Origin of the sequence: Pararoseomonas sp. SCSIO 73927 (assembly GCF_037040815.1) — a bacterium.
Lineage (GTDB): Bacteria > Pseudomonadota > Alphaproteobacteria > Acetobacterales > Acetobacteraceae > Roseomonas.
Map to the genome: position 1 here is coordinate 2,880,583 of NZ_CP146232.1, position 16,121 is coordinate 2,896,703.

Annotated in this window: 16 protein-coding genes; 2 read left to right on the forward strand and 14 right to left on the reverse strand. The window is 67.9% G+C overall.

Features of this window, described 5'->3' with window-relative positions; translation table 11 throughout:
* Window positions 1–105 precede the first annotated feature (105 nt).
* The 5 genes from VQH23_RS13485 to VQH23_RS13505 all read right to left on the reverse strand — a co-directional run bounded on the left by VQH23_RS13485 (window position 106) and on the right by VQH23_RS13505 (window position 6,679).
* Window positions 106–870, reverse strand: a complete 765-nt coding sequence (locus tag VQH23_RS13485; RefSeq protein WP_338661250.1) for a hypothetical protein — start codon at window positions 868–870, stop codon at window positions 106–108.
* Window positions 871–1,180: 310 nt separating this feature from the next.
* Window positions 1,181–2,179, reverse strand: coding sequence for a nucleotidyl transferase AbiEii/AbiGii toxin family protein (locus VQH23_RS13490; protein ID WP_338661251.1), 999 nt, complete (start codon window positions 2,177–2,179; stop codon window positions 1,181–1,183).
* 1,662 nt (window positions 2,180–3,841) lie between these two features.
* Window positions 3,842–4,075 carry a hypothetical protein gene (locus tag VQH23_RS13495; protein WP_338661252.1) on the reverse strand — a complete coding sequence of 78 codons (234 nt, stop codon included), beginning with the start codon at window positions 4,073–4,075 and terminating at the stop codon, window positions 3,842–3,844.
* A complete protein-coding gene (locus VQH23_RS13500) occupies window positions 4,072–6,177 on the reverse strand; it encodes an AAA family ATPase (RefSeq protein WP_338661253.1) in 2,106 nt (701 codons plus the stop codon). The genes VQH23_RS13495 and VQH23_RS13500 overlap by 4 nt, the downstream gene beginning before the upstream one ends.
* Before the next feature lie 163 nt (window positions 6,178–6,340).
* Window positions 6,341–6,679, reverse strand: coding sequence for a DUF6634 family protein (locus VQH23_RS13505; protein ID WP_338661254.1), 339 nt, complete (start codon window positions 6,677–6,679; stop codon window positions 6,341–6,343).
* Window positions 6,680–7,067: 388 nt separating this feature from the next.
* Between VQH23_RS13505 and VQH23_RS13510 the strand changes: the two genes are divergently transcribed.
* A complete protein-coding gene (locus tag VQH23_RS13510; protein WP_338661255.1) occupies window positions 7,068–8,198 on the forward strand; it encodes an MFS transporter in 1,131 nt (376 codons plus the stop codon).
* A gap of 121 nt (window positions 8,199–8,319) precedes the next feature.
* Here VQH23_RS13510 and VQH23_RS13515 read toward each other — a convergent pair whose 3' ends face one another.
* From VQH23_RS13515 to VQH23_RS13540, 6 genes are all read right to left on the reverse strand, one after another.
* On the reverse strand, window positions 8,320–8,802 hold the full coding sequence (locus VQH23_RS13515) for a hypothetical protein (protein WP_338661256.1): 483 nt from the start codon (window positions 8,800–8,802) through the stop codon (window positions 8,320–8,322).
* Between the two features lie 254 nt (window positions 8,803–9,056).
* The gene (locus tag VQH23_RS13520; protein ID WP_338661257.1) at window positions 9,057–9,830 is read right to left on the reverse strand and encodes an enoyl-CoA hydratase/isomerase family protein; all 774 of its coding nucleotides are present in this window, start codon (window positions 9,828–9,830) and stop codon (window positions 9,057–9,059) included.
* Window positions 9,827–11,035, reverse strand: coding sequence for a CoA transferase (locus VQH23_RS13525; RefSeq protein ID WP_338661258.1), 1,209 nt, complete (start codon window positions 11,033–11,035; stop codon window positions 9,827–9,829). Before VQH23_RS13525 ends, VQH23_RS13520 begins: the two co-directional genes overlap by 4 nt.
* 55 nt (window positions 11,036–11,090) lie before the next feature.
* Complete coding sequence (locus tag VQH23_RS13530; RefSeq protein WP_338661259.1) at window positions 11,091–11,588, reverse strand: MaoC family dehydratase; 498 nt, start codon at window positions 11,586–11,588, stop codon at window positions 11,091–11,093.
* Window positions 11,585–12,553, reverse strand: coding sequence for a tripartite tricarboxylate transporter substrate binding protein (locus VQH23_RS13535; RefSeq protein ID WP_338661260.1), 969 nt, complete (start codon window positions 12,551–12,553; stop codon window positions 11,585–11,587). Before VQH23_RS13535 ends, VQH23_RS13530 begins: the two co-directional genes overlap by 4 nt.
* Window positions 12,554–12,642: 89 nt before the next feature.
* Window positions 12,643–13,614 (reverse strand): tripartite tricarboxylate transporter substrate binding protein, encoded by a 972-nt coding sequence (locus tag VQH23_RS13540; RefSeq protein ID WP_338661261.1) that lies wholly within the window; start codon window positions 13,612–13,614, stop codon window positions 12,643–12,645.
* A gap of 143 nt (window positions 13,615–13,757) precedes the next feature.
* Here VQH23_RS13540 and VQH23_RS13545 point away from each other — a divergent pair, with 143 nt between their 5' ends.
* Window positions 13,758–14,711 carry a LysR substrate-binding domain-containing protein gene (locus VQH23_RS13545; RefSeq protein ID WP_338661262.1) on the forward strand — a complete coding sequence of 318 codons (954 nt, stop codon included), beginning with the start codon at window positions 13,758–13,760 and terminating at the stop codon, window positions 14,709–14,711.
* Between the two features lie 511 nt (window positions 14,712–15,222).
* On the opposite strand, the gene VQH23_RS13550 is transcribed toward VQH23_RS13545, so the two are convergent.
* From VQH23_RS13550 to VQH23_RS13555, 3 genes are read right to left on the reverse strand one after another with little or no spacing between them, the layout of a single operon-like run.
* Window positions 15,223–15,354, reverse strand: coding sequence for a hypothetical protein (locus tag VQH23_RS13550; protein ID WP_338661263.1), 132 nt, complete (start codon window positions 15,352–15,354; stop codon window positions 15,223–15,225).
* 1 nt (window position 15,355) lies between these two features.
* Entirely contained in the window at window positions 15,356–15,625 is a 270-nt protein-coding gene (locus VQH23_RS26610) for a MaoC/PaaZ C-terminal domain-containing protein (protein ID WP_408904205.1), read from the reverse strand.
* A 12-nt stretch (window positions 15,626–15,637) separates the two neighbouring features.
* On the reverse strand, window positions 15,638–16,105 hold the full coding sequence (locus VQH23_RS13555) for a MaoC family dehydratase N-terminal domain-containing protein (RefSeq protein WP_338661264.1): 468 nt from the start codon (window positions 16,103–16,105) through the stop codon (window positions 15,638–15,640).
* Between the last annotated feature and the right edge of the window lie 16 nt (window positions 16,106–16,121).

Sequence of the window (16,121 nt, forward strand, 5' to 3'; positions counted from 1 at the left end):
GTTCGGTCCCTCCTCGGGGCCGTGGGTGGATCGGGTTCGAGCGACGTATCGGCCGCGCCGTGATGGTGAGGTGCATGGGACGATCTCTTCCTGGTCTGCCTGGTGTCAGAAGCCGCCGGACGTCGCGCCCGGACGCGGCGCGCGGACCCGCGTGTCAGGGCCGAGCGGAGCGGTGTGGATGTCTGCCGCCAGCCCGCCCTGGCCGACGAGCGCGACGAGCGAGGTCATCGGGCAGTCCAGCTGCTCGCTGATCTGGCCCAGGGTCTCGGCACCCGAACCGACGGATTGCAGGACCGCCCGACCGACGCTCTCGGTGATGATCCGGTCGGCATGGCGCCAGATCGTCTGGGCATTCGATGCGCGCGGCTCCTGGAGGAGCCAGCCGGGAAACCGGATCCGGTAGTGGATGTCGATCTCGTCGAGGGCGCAGTGCAGCGAGACCAGCCGATCGAGGACCTCGGCGCGGAGCGCGGGGTTGGCCTTGCACTCCCACATCTCGAGCTGCCCATCGACCGTCTCGATCGCGACATCGGGGTAGGCGTTGCAGACCTTGCCCTTGTGCAGGAAGCGCACCTGGACTGCCTGAACGCTGAAGTGGAGAACCCATTCGGCGACATCGGCCAGCAGCAGTGCGCGGTGCTCCTTGCGGGATTCCACGACGAAGGCGGCCTTCATCTTGTTGCTCGGAAAGGAGCCGGTGATCGCCCCATGGGAGTAGCTCGCGGCCGTCCGGGCCGTTCCCCGGCTGCGGATGGCATCCCGCAGCGTTGCCCGTGCTTCGGCAGGAGACTGGTCAGCGAAGGTGCCGGAACGATGCCGGGCGATGCTGAACGGGGAGTTGTCCAGGTGCGTAAGGACGTTGACGGGCATAGGTCTCCTTTGTCGCCTCGAGGGCGATCTCCGATGTCGCGGAATGGGGATGACCTGACGCAGGGACGTACGTCGCCGAGCGTCGCGGGGTGCGACGCTGGCTCGGTCCTGCCCTGGTTGTCAGATCAGTGGAGGGATGGGCCGCGGGGGCGGCCCCTCTTCACTCGCCCGCTATCGTGGCGGGGGCGAAGGAGGCTCCCCGCATCTCGTGGGCGGGGGCCTCGTGCTGGTCAGCTCGATGGCTCATGTCCATCGTGATGGAGCCCTTTCCGGAATCGTGGAAGAAAGACTTGAGGGGTTCGGGCAAACTTTATTTTCGGCCGACCCCCATCATCACTATTGCGGCTTTCCGGAAATCTGATCTCGCCACCGTGTCGGGGTGCCACGTCCGCCCTGGCCGACGAGCCGTCGTCGCCACCCAGCCGGTCCCCGGTTCCCACCCCGTCCCGAGGTCGGCCCCATGTCGGAGTGCCTGGAGGACCGGGACCAGGAACCGCGCCAGGCTCCCCAACGTGGCCGCCAGGCTCCTGGGCCGGGCATCTGGCCCCGCCGTCCCGGACAGGTCGGCCCATCGGGCTTCATCGGCTGGCGTCACGCGGCGAGGGTTGAAGGCGCCTTGCCAGTAGCCGTCGTCACGGCCGAGCATTCGGGCGGCATCCCGTCCCTCGAACACAGCCGCCATCGCGTCGACCAGGGCTGACCCGTCGAAGCGGATCCGCCGCGAGAGGAGCCGGAGGTCGAAGACGTCCTGGAGGCGCGTGTGGTCGGCCCCGTACGTCACGAGCAGGGCGGCCTTCTCGGCCACGATCTCCTCGGCCGGGCAGCACGCTGCCCAGATCGAGGCCGACCGTGTGGAACGGGAGCGCAGGGGGCGGAACTCAATCTCCGAGACGGCCGTGCGCGCTACCGTGACGTCGATCCGGAGGTCGAGCCGTCGCCTTCCCAGCCACGCCGGTATGCTGATCCGGTGGAGGGGAGACCGGCGGGCGGCCTTGGTGCGGACCCGCACGTCGGCCCAGTCCAGGAGCAGGCCGCGAGGGCACGGTCCCAGGGCCGACTGCAGGGCTTCGACTACCTCGTCCGCGGATCCGCGCCCTCGATCCAGGAGATCGATGCCCTGCGTCGGCCGCGGCAGCTCTCCGATCCATGCCCCGACCGCCCACGCCCCATGCAGGGGAAACCGGGCGCGGTATGGGGAGGTGCCCAGCTCCGTGATGGCGATCTCCGCCGCCGCGTGGGCCAGGTCGTCGCTGCCCGGCAGACCCCCCGTGGCCGAGGGACATCCTCCCCAGGAGGTCCCGTCGGCCATCACGACGGCGCACTCACGCTGGGTAGCAGGATATCCAGAACCAGCCGAGCCGGGTGGGGGATACGGACAGAGTCCGCCATCTCTCGGATCGCCTCAAGGCTCCCGCCGCTGGCGACATAGGCCTTGAGGCAACGCGCGGCCGTTGCCGGGCCACCCAGGTGACGGCCATAGCGGGCCAGGTCCACGACCGTTCGCTCCCTGGTCGTGCATAGAATGGTGACGTCACAGTAGAGGAACTGCTCGACCCCGGCCTCGAAGCTCGGCCGGTTGCTCCAGCGAAGCGTGCGAAGGGCAGATGGATCGCGCTTGGGGACGTGCGCCTTTATAGGAGCCGCCAGCCATAGTGGGCCATCGGCGTGAGGCAGAAGGCCATGGATCTCGGCCGCCGATACCAGACAGATCACGGCACCTCGGTTCCTGGGATAGTGGTCCCGGATCGCCTGGGCGATCGCTTCGAGGTGGACCGTTGGAGGCCCTGGCCTTTCGTCCTGGCCAGGGGCGCATCCCTGTGCTGGGCGGAAGAGATCCGGCTGTGCAGGCTTTCGGAAGAGCGGTTCGGACCACCACGCCCTGCTGTCGCTTGCCCAGTCCATCGTCGGCTCTCCCTTTCATTCTGGGATCGTGACGTGCGGGAGGTACGGAGGTCGACTCAAAATTTAGCAGATTATTCCGTGCGGCCGGGCAGGCGCATTCCTTGTTCCTGGCCTCTGGTCCAGGGCGAGGCAGGGATGTCCTACCGACGGTGACCGGGCGCGGGCTGCAGGTCGCCCAGGGCCGCTGTCAGCGCACGCACCGTCCTGGAGGGAGCCGCCACCTCCTCAGCCACCCTGAGCAGGGCGGGCTGCTCCCCACCTTGACGCAGATATCGGTCGGCAGCCCGGAGACTGGCGTCCTCGCCCTGGAGGTGGCGGGCGTATCGGAACAGGTCGACGACCGTTCGCGCGGCAGACGTGTGCCGTACGGGTACTCCGCAGACCTCCGCCTCGATCACACCTGCCTCGAAGGCCGAGGGATGGCTCCAGTGGAGCACCTGCTCCCGCCTGCTTCCCTGCTTGGGAGGATGTGATCCCACGGGCAGTGCAAGCCATGTGACATCAGGGAGAGCGTCGGCGAGGTCGCACAGGTATGCCGCGGACAGTAGGCACACCACCGCCCGTGGTGCCCTCGCACATGCGACGGCGATGGCGAGCAGCTCGGGCGGTGCCGTCGTTGAAGCAGCATGGTAGGCACCGGGAGCTGCTCTCGTGATCACGCCCGCCCTCACGGCATCGGAGATAGCCTGGGGCTGCACACCCTCCGCGATGAGCTGCGCCGACCGGCGGACGCATCCATCCGACAGGAGCCGTTCCAGCATGGCTCGCTGCGACATGCCCTCAGGTGGTCGAGCACCTGACATGGATCCCCTACGAGAAATGCTGTCCTGCGCGGAAATATTGGTTCCTGTCGGGAACGACCGCAACAGTCCTCTGTAATGACCCTCAAGGACGCCGGAGGATCGCCACCGAATCCTTCAGCCTCCAGTCCGACGTCCGAGGAACGGCTTATGAGTCCTGCAGGAAGGATTCGTGCCGTCTCGCCCGGGCAATCGTCACCGTCTGCGCCGGAGGGACTGTACCCACCGCGATCCCGAGGAGGCCGCATGCCCTCACGACCCGTGGCGGGTCAGCCGCGGACATCCAGCCATGCCAGGACAGTCGCCAGTCCTTGCGAGACCTGGACAAGACGGCCGCCGGGCAGGAGCAGGAGTGCTCCTCCATCGTCCTCGCACACTGCTGCGACCGACAGGGGCGAGATGGCGTGCAGGACGCCCGCGACATCCCGGATCAGCACGTAGCGGCCGATGCGGGATCCCTCCTCCAGGGGTTCGACGTGACGTCCGGCGAGCAGCGTGCTCACGACAGGCCGTCCACGACATCGCTGGCGGGTGCCCGCAACGACAGCATGGCCTCCACCTCCTGACCTGACAGGTGTCCCATCTCGACGAGAGCAGCAGCCACACGCTCGACGGCGTCACGGTGCTTCCGGACGAGGTCCAGGGCTTCCGCATAGCCCTGCGAGATGACGGCACTGACCCGGTGGCGGATCTCCGGTACGAGCAGGAGATGCCCCAGCCGTACCGGATCATCGGCAGGGGCAAGGAATAGTAGCGCTTCAGGGTGGTCATCCAGGCCGGACGATACCACGATCGCGCAGGCCAGCTGCGTCGCGCGCGCGAGATCCGAACCCTGGGAACCGCCAGCGCCACCGCTCGGGGCGCCAAGAAGCACTTCTTCTGCGGCGCGCCCTGCAAGGATCGCGCGCAGCTGTTCGCCGACGTCCCGCCTCGTTGCGTAGGGCATGCCGCGCACGAGTTCGGCAATGTCAACGGTGGTCGAGGAGAGGCCGCCCACCGTAGGCTCGACGACCACCTGTTCCACGAGGCAGACGCCGAGCGAAGCAAAGCCGAGAGCGTGCCCCGCCTCGTGGGCCGCCATCCGCCGGACTGCATCTGGATGATGCACCGATGGCGCGGGTCCGACCTCCTGGATGAGATCGTCCACGACCATCAAGCGGCCTGCTGCTCTGGCTCGGCGCCTTGCTCCACGGCACCAGCGTTCGATGTCAGCACCTACAGCCTGCCGGAGAGCAGCCGTCCTTGCGACGGGCAGGAGGTCCTCCGTCTGGAGAGCGCCGTGGAGATGGACGCGCAGGATCTGCTGGAGAGCAGGCGCATCGGGTCGGTCCAGCCGGATGATGCGTTCCAGACGTCCCGCCCGGGTCATGGCAGGATCGAGGTTGGACGCGTCGTTGCACGTGGCGATGACCACTACGCCGTCCCGCTTGACGGCCCCATCAAGCTGCTCGAGCAGCCCATTGATGACTTCTACGACGTAGTCCCGGTGCTTGTGCGTCACAGATGCGCGGCTGGGAAACGAGTCAACCTCGTCGATGAGGATGATCGCTGGCGCCTTCCGCCGCGCCTCGTCGAAGGTAGCCTTCATTGCGCTCAGTAGGTGCCCGAGATGCCCCTCGCGAGCGCCCTGCCACTGCGCGAGGGATGCGCTGACCAAGGGCACCCCGGCCGATCCTGCCAACGCCCTGGCAAAGCTCGATTTCCCACAGCCCGGCGGTCCCTCGAGGATCACGCCACGATCCACATCCGACCAGTCGAGTTCCCCGCGCGCGAAGGCAGTCAGATCCGTGACGAGCTGTCGTCCCCAGGCCGTGGCTTCACCCTGTCCGGGCAGGTCGTCTAGGGTCAACGTCGATTCCTGCTTCGCCGCGGCGAGACGTGCCTTGGACCTGTCGACCAAGGTGCAGAGACGGCCAAGGAAGGTCGCTGCATCCTGTCCTCTCCGATGAGCCAGGTTCACAAGAATAGGCGACACGTCCGTCCCGTCCGGGGACGATCCGGTGACATCGGGCAGGCAGCACAATGGGACGGTTGCACCCGTTTCCAGGGCGGCCGCCAGCAGCGCCAGGACACCGCTGCCAGGAGGCTCCACCACCAGCCTTGCGTCCTCGGCGAGCAGGATGTCAGGCGAGAGCAGCGTGTCAGGAGCATGCGAGAGGACGTGGATGGCTGTCCCTCGGCCAACGGCATCGCGGAAGACTTCGACATTGTGCGCAGGGCGTACAGGCAGGTCGAAGATCTGGAACTGGTCGGGGCCGCGGAGATCCCTTGACGGTGACGACGCACTGGAACGGGCGTCCTGACGACTGATCCCGGACGTACCCAAGGCCGGTGCCCTGCTGTCGCTCTTGGGAGGGGTGTCGAGTGCTTCGACCACCAGATCCAAGGCCCGTGCGACATTCCTTCCCCACAGCACATCGGGAACCTGGATGATGCTGACTGTGCCGGGCTGCATGGCACCGGTCAGGAAGTCAGGCGCCTGCAGCAGGGCATCCCGGAGCATGAGCAGAGCGCACAGCGTCGCTGGTTCATGCTCGAGCGATCGACGGAGTGGATCGACCTCCGGCCCGACCTGGCCCCACGGCTCGACTGCGCCCTCGGCCACCTCGGGACCTGGTGAACGCATACTCCGAGGGCGTCTCGTGGTCCCGCTGTCACGGCCGGGGGCGAGCATCAGGTCATCGTCGTCGTAGACTGCCCGGAGAAGGTCGGCAGAGATCCCTTCCAGTGCTGCCTCGACGGACGAAACGGCGCCTGACTGCTTGACCCTACGCGGCATGGCCACCATCCGACCGCTGGTTGCCGAGCGCATAGTAGCGGGACAGCGTCCTTGCCCAGCCCTGGGTGGTGCTGATGGCCCAGATCTCCGTCGTGTGCACGGATCCATCGGGCAGCCGGGGATGACCGACCAGATTGCCGACCATCGTCGTCATCGTCCTCTGACTGAACTGCCACCGATCCAGCACGGGGGCGCTGTCGAGTTCCGAGGCGGTGGGAGCGGTGCCCTCGGCGATGGCGCGGAGGTCGCGTGCCAGGGCGGCGAGACGGTCCGCTTCCAGGAGGAGGAGCAGGCGTGCGTGTTCCCGCCCGGGATGGACGTGAATCATCAGGGAGGTCCTGTCGGAGGGATTGGATGCCGTCGAGGAGAGGGTCTGCCGACCCCTGCTACGGGAATCCTATTCGGGCGGTGGAGAGCGCTTCCATGGGAAACAGATAGGGAACTTCGGTGCGGTGGCGCCAACCCTAATTTCCGGGATTTTTCCGCGTGCGGCCGTCCTGCGGGCGGATCGGCCATGGCCATGGCTGACCTCCCGAGATGCTGGCTTCAGGAGGACGCGTGGGTCCGGTCCGGTCGGAGCTGGGCAAGATCCAGACCGTAGGCGATGCGGCTTTGACATCCCCGACCAAGGGAACCAGCGCGCAACTCGCACGATACCGAGGACTTCCTGCTCGACTGCCGTCAGAGGGGTGTTGATGTCGTCCTCCACGCGAGCCATGCCTGACCGCGCGATTGATGCCCAACAGTTGGCAAGCCGCCTCTCCTTCCTGATCGCAGGTCTCGGCACTGGCGCGTGGGCGCCGATGGTCCCCTATGCCAAGACCAGGGCCGGGCTGGACGACGGCACCCTCGGGCTGCTCCTGCTGTGCCTCGGCCTTGGGTCCATCGTCGCCATGCCGGTCGCCGGTGCCCTGGTCACTAGGCTGGGCTGCCGCCGGGTGACGACCCCGGCGGTCGTGTGCATGATCCTAGTGCTGCCCCTCCTGGCCGTGCTCTCCGACTTCACGGTCCTGGCGCTTGCGCTGCTCGTGTTCGGGGTCGGCGTCGGAACGCTCGACTGCGCGATGAACGTCCAGGCCATCCTGATCGAGCGCGCCGCAGGCCGTCCCATCATGTCAGGCCTCCACGGCCTCTACAGCCTGGGCGGCATCCTCGGTGCGGCGGGCGTCAGCGGCATCCTCGGCCTGGGTACCTCGCCGCTCGCAGCCAGCCTCTGCGCCGCGGCCGTCCTGGCCGTTGCACTCCTGGCCGCCTGGCCGGGCATGCTGACCTACGGATCTGCCGGAGGCGGTCCTGCATTCGCCATCCCGCGCGGTCCCATCCTCCTGATCGGGCTGCTGTGCTTCACGGTGTTCCTGGCCGAGGGAGCGATGCTCGACTGGAGCGCGGTGTTCCTCACCACCGAGCGCGATCTCGACCCCGCCTGGGCCGGGCTTGGCTATGCGGCCTTCTCGCTGACCATGACCATCTGCCGTCTCACGGGCGACCTCATCGTGACAAGGGTCGGCCGGACCCGCGTGATCATGCTTGGGGCGCTGTGCGCAGCCTCAGGGCTGGCGATGGCCGCGATCCTGCCCGCAACCCTGGTCGCGGTCCTGGGGTTCGCGCTGGTCGGGATCGGCTGCGCCAACATCGTGCCGGTGCTCTTCACCGCCGTCGGCAGGCAGAGATTGATGCCCGAGGGTGCCGCAGTCGCCGCGGTGACAACCCTCGGGTATGCGGGCGTCCTCATCGGCCCCGCAGGTATCGGCCTCCTTGCCCACGCCACGGACCTATCTGCGGCCTTCCTCTTGGTAGCGGCCATGCTTGTCGGAGTTGCCGCAAGTGCGCGCAGCGTGCGGGTATGAGCGTGTCCTACAGCATGCCGAGAAGCAGACATTCGCCCCGACGGGAATGCTCCTACGAGGAGGCCACCTGCATCACGGAAACAGCGTTGGATCAGCAGAGGATACCGCGCAGTCTGCGAGATCATGGTGCAATGCTGCCCATATCGGCCACGATCGACGACGGATCGCAGCGGAGCCTGACGATCTCGTTGCCTCGCTTGCTGTTCGTAAAGGCTTCGATCGAGCTGTAGGCACGGACTTCGGCACCTCTGACATTGCCGGGCCTGCGGCGGTCGTCGGTGATGAAGAAGCTGTAGACGTAGTTCCCGCGAGGATAGCCGATGCCGCTGGTGATCTCGGAGGGGCGATCGGCACCCATCTGCTTGGTCGAGAAGATGTAGTGATCGGCCTCGAAGTACAGCTCCGCAGGTTGAGTTCCCGTCACGAAGGTGTAGTAGACTTCCGCCCGGCCCGCGCGCAGCCGCGCATCGGCAATGCGGCAGAATTCCACACGCGCGTTCCGCTCAGGGATGTTGCAGGCGAACTGGGTCTGCCAGGGCGGGAGGCAGTTCGCCAAGGCCATCGTGGGCATCAGTGCGATGGCTAGGGCAGCAAGCAGCTTCATGTGGTCTCCACCATGGACCTTCACAGCATAGGGCCACGCCGGACTACCAAGGTGAAGACCACTCCCGCCGGGAACCGGATGTAGGTGGTCTGCCTCACGCGGCAGTGTCGCGGTTCCGCTCCCGGGTGCAGCTCCGCAGGATGCCTCAGGCGCAGGCCTTGGACCGCACAGCCGTCCCGACGACGCAACCGGCGGGGCTGGGGAAGCTCCACCGCACAGGTCGGCGCCATGTGTCACCAGGGACGTACACTTGTTCAGCGCCTCCAGGACGGCTCCCGCTTTTCAATGAAGGCGGCCAGTCCCTCCTGGGCCTCGTCCGTCGTTGCCAGATTGCAGAAGTCCTCGACCGCGTTGGCCACGCTGCGGCGGTAATCCAGGTCGTTGGCGCGCATGAAGGCGGCTCGGCCGAGGCGCATCGCGACCGGCGGCTTGGCGGCGAATTCGGCGGCCAGGGCGCGGGCCGCACCGTCCAGCGCGTCGTCGGGCACGACCCGGCTGACCAGCCCCATAGCCGCGGCCTCCGCTGCCTCGAAACGCCGTCCCGTGAAAAGGAGGTCGAAGGCACGGTGGCGGCCGACGATGCGCGGCAGGTGGGCGAAGTGGATGGCCGGGATAAGGCCCAGCTCGATCTCCGGATAGCCGAAACTCCCCCCTTCGGCGGCCAGGATTACGTCGCAGGAGATGGCGAGCGTCATCCCGCCACCGCGCGCGGCACCGTTCACCGCGGCAATGGTGGTCTTGCCCATCCCGTACTGGACGTCGGCCAGCCCGACATAGAGGCGCTCCAGGAAGCGGCGTACTTCCAGGCCGCTCTTACCCATGAGGATGTCGAGATCCAGCCCGGCGGAGAAGCGGCGCGGCAGGGCGCTGCGCAGGATCACCGCACGCACTGCGTCGTCGGCGGCGGCACGGCGGAAGCCGTCCAGGATGGCCTCCAGGAAGTCCACGCTGAGTGCGTTGACCGGGCCGCGAGCGAGGGTGATCTCGGCGATGCCATCCGCCGCCGAGTAGGTGACCTCATCCGTCATGCGGAGACCTCCTCCTGGGGCAGGTGGATGGCGCCCTGAGCGGCCAGGTCAGCGATGGCGGCGTCGTCGTAGCCGAGGCCCCGCAGGATCTCCGCGGTGTGCTGGCCATGGAGCGGCGGGGGCCGCTGCCCCTCGCGCGGCGCCCCATCGAAGGCCACGGGGAAGCCCATCTGCGGCATGGGGCCGAGCACGGGGTGGTCCGTTTCTAGAACCAGCCCGCGGCTGGCGAGCTGGGGATGGGCCAGGGCCTGGTCGAGGGTCTGGATGGCGGCGCAGGGCACGCCTGCGGCGGCCAGAGCCTCTAGCCAGTGGGCGACGGGCTGCCCCGCGATGCGCTCCTGCACCAGGCGGACCGTCTCGTCGAAGTTGGCGACGCGGGCGTTGTTGGTCGCGAAGCGCGGGTCCTCGGCCAGGTCCCCCAGCCCGAGCAGCCCGGCGAGGCGGCGCCACTGGGCGTCGTTGCCCGCCCCGATCATGAGGCTGCCATCGGCCGCGTCGAAGGCCTGATAGGGGGCGAGGGAGGGGTGGGCAGTGCCCATCCGTTGGGGCGGCTTCCCGGTGAGCCAGAAATTCTGGGCCAGGTAGGTCATCAGCCCCATAGCGGTGTCGAGGAGGGACAGCTCCACGTAGGCGCCCTGGCCCGTCTTCTCGCGCTCCAGCAGGGCGGCGAGGATGCCGCTGAGGGCGAACATGCCGGTCCCCAGGTCCACCGGCGAGAAGCTGGCCCGCGCGAAGGGGCCGCCGGGCTGGCCCATGGTGCTGATCATGCCGCTGAAGGCCTGCAGCATCACGTCGTAGCCAGGCTGGTAGCCCAGCGGGCCGCTGCGCCCGAAGCCGGAGATCTCGCAGTAGATCAGTCGGGGGTTCAGGGCGCGCAGCGTGTCGCTGTCCACGCCGAGCTTCCGGGCGGTGCCGCCGCCGAAGCCCTGGATCACCACATCCACGTCGGCCGCCAGTCTATGGACGATTGCCCGGCCCGCCTCGGACTTCAGGTCGAGCGAGAGGCTCCTCTTGTTGCGGTTCAGCGCCATGAAGGTGGCGGACTGGCCCTCCTTCTGGGGCGCCCAGGCGCGGGTGTCGTCGCCGCCCTTCACCGGCTCCACTTTGATGACATCGGCGCCGAGGTCACCGAGGTACTGGCCGCAGAGGGGACCCGCGAAGACCTTGCTGAGGTCGAGGATCCTGACGTCGCGCAAGGGCTTCATGACGGCGCTCCGGGATGGCGATGGCCCGCTGCGGGGCGAAGAGGCGCGCGGCCGTTCACGGGGTTACCGGGCGGCGCCGCAGGAGGTAGCGGTGGCGTCCATCCAGGACGAGGACACCGTCGCCGTTGTGGACAGTGCTGCGCAGGCCGACGACGCCGGTCGTCCGGTTCGGCGACAGCTCGTCGACTTCCAGCGCCGGGTACAGCGTGTCCCCGGCGAAGACCGGGTGGAGGAAGCGGGTGGATTGCTCGAGGAAGGCCTTGAGGGACTCCTCGACGAGGTGCGGGAAGATGCCCGCCCCAGCTGCTGTCTGAATTGCCACCTGATAGCCATGGGCCAGCATGTCCGGCATCCCGTGCGCCCGGCAGAATTCCCGGTTGTAGTGGATGGGGTGGTTGTCGCCGCTGACTGCCTGGAAGGCGAGGAAGACGGCATCCGTCATGGTGCGGCTGGGAAGGGGGAAGCGCTCCCCCATGCGGAAGTCCTCGAACCAGCGCTGCTCCGGCATCATGCGGTGGGAGCGAGGGTCGAAGGGGTTGTCCGTAACAGTCACTGCGTGCTCATCCCGGTCTGGCGGACGACGTTGCGCCACTTCTCGATCTCGGACGATACGAAGCGGGCCAGGTCTTCCGGCGGACCCGGCTCCGCAAGCTCGGCACCCAGTTCGGCGAAGCGCGCCTGAAGGGCCGGTGCCGCCATGGCCTCTCGGGCAGCCGCGTTGATCCGGAGGACGATCTCCCGCGGTGTCGCGGCGGGGGCGAAGACGCCGGACCAGGTGTAGGCCTCGTACCCGGGGATGCCGCTCTCGTCGAACGTTGGCAGCTCCGGGGCGGCCGGGCTGCGCTTCAGCATGGACCAGCCCAGGGCACGTCCCGTTCCGGCCTTGGCCTGCGCCAGGGCGCTGGTGGCCGCGTCGACGTAGAAATCCAGGCGCCCGGCCGCCAGGTCGCTCATCGCCGGGCCGGAGCCGCGGTAGGGGATGTGGACGGCGTCCAGCTTGGCCATCATCAGCAGCAGTGCTGCCCCGAGATGCGGTGCGCTGCCGACGCCAGCAGACCCGTAGGTGGCCTGCCCCTTGCAGGACCGCACCCACTCGACGAAGTCGCCGACGTCGCGGACAGGAAGGTCCTTGCGCACGAGCAGGACGAGGGGAACCTTCGCGATCAGCGCGACGGGGGCGAAGTCCTTCTCGGTATCGAAGGGCAGGTTCGGAAAGAGGGTGGGGTTGATGGCGTGGGCCACCGTCGTCAGCAGGATGGTCTGGCCGTCCGGCGCCGCCTTCGCTACCGCCTCCGTCCCAACCACCACTCCGGCGCCGGTCCGGTTCTCCACCACCACACGTTGGCGCAGCGGCTCCGCCATCGTCTCGGCGAGGATCCTCGCCTGGATGTCGGTCGGCCCGCCCGCGGCATAGGGCACGATCATCCGGACCGCGCCGGACTGCGCCCGCGCCGGAGAGAGGGCAGTACCAAGACCGATACCGGTCCCGGCCGCCACGATGGAGCGTCTGGTCAGCAAAGCCTTGTCATCCCTGGTCGAGAGTGTCGGCGCCTGCGGTCCTGGAGGTCCGGCAGCGCGGAGGCGACATCCGGTTCGTCGCAGTGGTGCTACTCGCGCCGGATCCCGGCCTCCTCGGCGAGCCTGACCCAGCGGTCCTTCTCCCGGGCCAGGAAGCCTTCGAGGTCGGCGTCAGGCGTCACGAACGGCTCTGCACCCCGCGCGCGCAGGCTCGCCGCGTACTCGGGCGCACGGGCTGCGGCCGCCATTGCGGCACGCAGTCGCGGCAGGACCTCGGCCGGGGTCTTCCTGGAGGCGAAGGCCGCGAACCAGCCGCTGAACTCGAAGTCGGCCAGCCCCGCTTCCTGCAGCGTCGGGACGTCGGGCAGGCCGGAGGTGCGGAACGCGGAGGTGACACCCAGCGCGCGAACGGACCCGGCCTGGATCTGTGGCGTCGAGGTGGTGACGTTGTCGAACAGGAAGTCCACGTCCCCCGCCAGCACGGCATTCAGCGCCGGGGCACTGCCGTTGTAGGGCACGTTGACCGCCTCGAACCCGCCGAGCTTCTGCAGCAGGGTGGCCGTGACATGGGGCGAACTGCCGACCCCGAAAGTCGCGTAGGTCAGTGCGCCCGCACTCCTGCGCCCGCGCTCGATGAGCTGCTGCACCGAGGTGACGTCAAGCTTCCTGGGGTTCACCACCAGCACGTTCGGCAGGGCGGCGACCGTGGCCAGGCCGACGCAGTCACGGGAGAGATCGACCTGCGACGTGCCGTAGAGCGTCGGGTTCAGCGTGTACATCGTGCCCGTGGAGAACAGCACGGTGTGGCCATCGGTCTCGTTCGCGGCGACGGCCGAGCCGATGTTGCCGTTCGCACCAGGCCGGTTCTCGACGATAGCGGTACCGCCGATCTCCTGGCCCAGCCGCTCGGCGACGAGACGTCCGATCAGGTCGGTCGGGCCACCCGGCGCGAAAGGGACGATGACGCGCACGGGCTTGGACGGCCAGGCAGGCTGGGCATGGATGGCCGGAGCAGCGAGGAGCGCCGGGCCGAGCGCGAGCGTGAGACGGCGGGTGATCATGGTCGGTTCCCCTGCGAGCGCCCTCCGGTCGTTGCCGCGGCGCTGTGCTCCCGAGCGGGAGTGGCGGGGAACCTCCGCCAGATCCTCCCAGAACACAAAGACATGGTATATCTAGGTAGTAGATGTCTCCGTTATAGGTGGTCATGGATCTCCGGGTCCTGCGGGTGTTCGTGGCGGTCGTGGAGGAGGGTTCCTTCTCCGCGGCAGCTGGGCGGTTGCGGATCGCCCAGCCTGCACTGAGCCTGCAGCTACGGAAGCTGGAGGAGGAACTGGGCTGCCAACTCGTCCAGCGCCTGCCACGTGGCGTGGCGCCTACGCCCGCCGGGCTGAAGCTGCTCGCTCACGCCCGCGATCTCCTTGCCCGTGCGGCCGCCGCCCGGGACGACCTGCGCGGCGAGGCGGCGGAACCTACAGGAGAGGTGACGGTCGGCCTCCCGCAGTCCGTAGCGGCCATGCTGACCATCCCCCTGCTGGGCCGCGTGCTGACGGAACTGCCCCAGGTGAGGCTACGGATCATCGAGAGCATGACCGGCTACATCCCGGACTGGGTCCGCGAGGGAAGGCTCGACCTGGGGATGGTATTTCGCGCCGAGGTCGGCAGCGGCCTCGTCCTGGACCGCTTGCTGGAGGAGCAGCTCTTCTTGGTCGGGCCAGCCGGTTCGCCATTGGCGCCGTCCGCGTCAGGAGACGGGCAGATCGGTCACGTCACCTTCAGGGAGATGATGCACCTGCCGATGATCTTGCCCGGCGTGCCGCACGGGCTGCGGGAGCTGATCGACCAGCGTGCACGCCGGAGCGGGATGAAGCTCCACGTCGTGGCCGAGGTGGACGCCCTGGCCCAGCTGCCTGCCGCGGCCAGCGCGGGACTTGGATGGTCGATCCTTTCCTTCACGTCCATTCGGGAGGCACTGGAGGCTGGCCGGATTGGCGCATGGCGCATCGAGGATCCTGCCATCACCCGGTCCATCTATCTCTGCCGCCCATCGGACCGGCCCGGCACCCATGCAGTACGGGCCGTAGGGCATCTTCTGCGGCGGGTGCTCGGTGAACTCGTGCAGGATGGCAGCTGGCCAGCGACGCTGGTGCCTGCTCCCTGATATCGTCCTCGGCCGTCACGCAGCCAACGATCGGCCTTCTGTGCCCTGGCGAAAGACGATGTGCGCATGGGGCACTCACCCAGATCCAGCCTTCGCACCGTGGCTGTGCAATAAATGCTGTGTTGGGCGGTCATGGCTCACAGAGTGCCAGAGGAGCTGGACCGGTCAGGGACCAAGCCTGTCCGCGCACGGCAGGGAGTAGCCGCGACAGGCTCATCAGGCTGCCGAGTACGGCGATGGGGCAGCCGACCCAAACGGCCAGTCCGGCTCCTCCCGTCGGCAATGCGGAGAGACAGAGCGCCACCAGGGCCGCACCGAGTGCCTGGCCCAGGAGACGCGATGTCGCGACTATGCCACTAACTCCGCCGCCCCGCTCCCGGGGCGCGCTGGCCATGATCGCCTTCACGCTCGGAGCCTGGAAGAAGCCGAACCCGATGCCGCACAGGGCCAGCAGGCCCCCACCCCCGAGCAGGCCGGGAGAGTGCCGGTCCGACAGGGGTGCGGCAATCAGTCACACAAGAGTGGAGTTCTGGCGCAGGAAGAGCGTGCCTCGCAGGACGACCTCTCCCCGAACCATCGATTCGATTTCCATGATGGCAGAGTGCTCCGTGGCATCACGTACCGTGATGGTCACATCGATCACGTCACCGACCATGACGGGCGAGAGGAAGCGAGCCGAGACTTCCTCTGTGATCGCATGGGAACCTGCTACCTGCTACCTGCAGCGCGCAGCCGACGCTGATTCCCATCGTCAACATCCCGTGCGCGAGGACAGCACTCAGTCCGGCCTCCTGGGCATAAGGAAGGTCGAAGTGGATGCGGTTGAAGTCGCCTGACGCACCGGCATACATCACGAGCTGGGTCGTCGTGACGGGACCACGCTGGAAGCGGTGCACATCCCCTACGCGGGTCATTTTCCCGCCCCCTCAGGCCGGAGAGGAGGTCGGGACGGCAGCTGGCTTGTACAGGACGACACGCCTGTTCCGCACGACCAGGGCGCCTAACTGGTCCACGGCGAAAAGCTCCTGATCGAACACCTGCATGATGCCGCTGCGTCCCACCTTCTCCTGGATGTCCTTCAGGTAGAGAGTGCATTCCAGACGGTCGCCCGCGACGATCGGGCGCGCGTAGGAGAAGCCCTGCTCACCCGCCAGGATCGCGCCATTTGTGAGAGGGGCGAGCCAGGGCGGCGGAGCAGGAAGCCGGAACGTCGTTGGGAAGGTAGGCGGCGTCAGGACGCCCGAGTAGCCATGCCGCCGCGCGAACTCCTCGTCGAGGTACAGGGGGTTCGTCTCGCCGAGTGCCTCACAGAAGCGGCGGATGGCACCCTTCTCCACGTCCACGATGAAGCTCTTGTCGGCTATGCCGACGTAGTCCCGACTGATCCCGGACACGCAGGTGCTCCTCAGG

What these genes read in the sequence shown, in the direction of transcription:
- VQH23_RS13485 (WP_338661250.1), bottom strand. Translation starts at nt 870, where the DNA reads ATGCCCGTCAACGTCCTTACGCACCTGGACAACTCCCCGTTCAGCATC.
- VQH23_RS13490 (WP_338661251.1), bottom strand. Translation starts at nt 2,179, where the DNA reads ATGGCCGACGGGACCTCCTGGGGAGGATGTCCCTCGGCCACGGGGGGT.
- VQH23_RS13505 (WP_338661254.1), bottom strand. Translation starts at nt 6,679, where the DNA reads ATGATTCACGTCCATCCCGGGCGGGAACACGCACGCCTGCTCCTCCTC.
- VQH23_RS13510 (WP_338661255.1), top strand. Translation starts at nt 7,068, where the DNA reads ATGCCTGACCGCGCGATTGATGCCCAACAGTTGGCAAGCCGCCTCTCC.
- VQH23_RS13515 (WP_338661256.1), bottom strand. Translation starts at nt 8,802, where the DNA reads ATGAAGCTGCTTGCTGCCCTAGCCATCGCACTGATGCCCACGATGGCC.
- VQH23_RS13520 (WP_338661257.1), bottom strand. Translation starts at nt 9,830, where the DNA reads ATGACGGATGAGGTCACCTACTCGGCGGCGGATGGCATCGCCGAGATC.
- VQH23_RS13525 (WP_338661258.1), bottom strand. Translation starts at nt 11,035, where the DNA reads ATGAAGCCCTTGCGCGACGTCAGGATCCTCGACCTCAGCAAGGTCTTC.
- VQH23_RS13540 (WP_338661261.1), bottom strand. Translation starts at nt 13,614, where the DNA reads ATGATCACCCGCCGTCTCACGCTCGCGCTCGGCCCGGCGCTCCTCGCT.
- VQH23_RS13545 (WP_338661262.1), top strand. Translation starts at nt 13,758, where the DNA reads ATGGATCTCCGGGTCCTGCGGGTGTTCGTGGCGGTCGTGGAGGAGGGT.
- VQH23_RS26610 (WP_408904205.1), bottom strand. Translation starts at nt 15,625, where the DNA reads ATGACCCGCGTAGGGGATGTGCACCGCTTCCAGCGTGGTCCCGTCACG.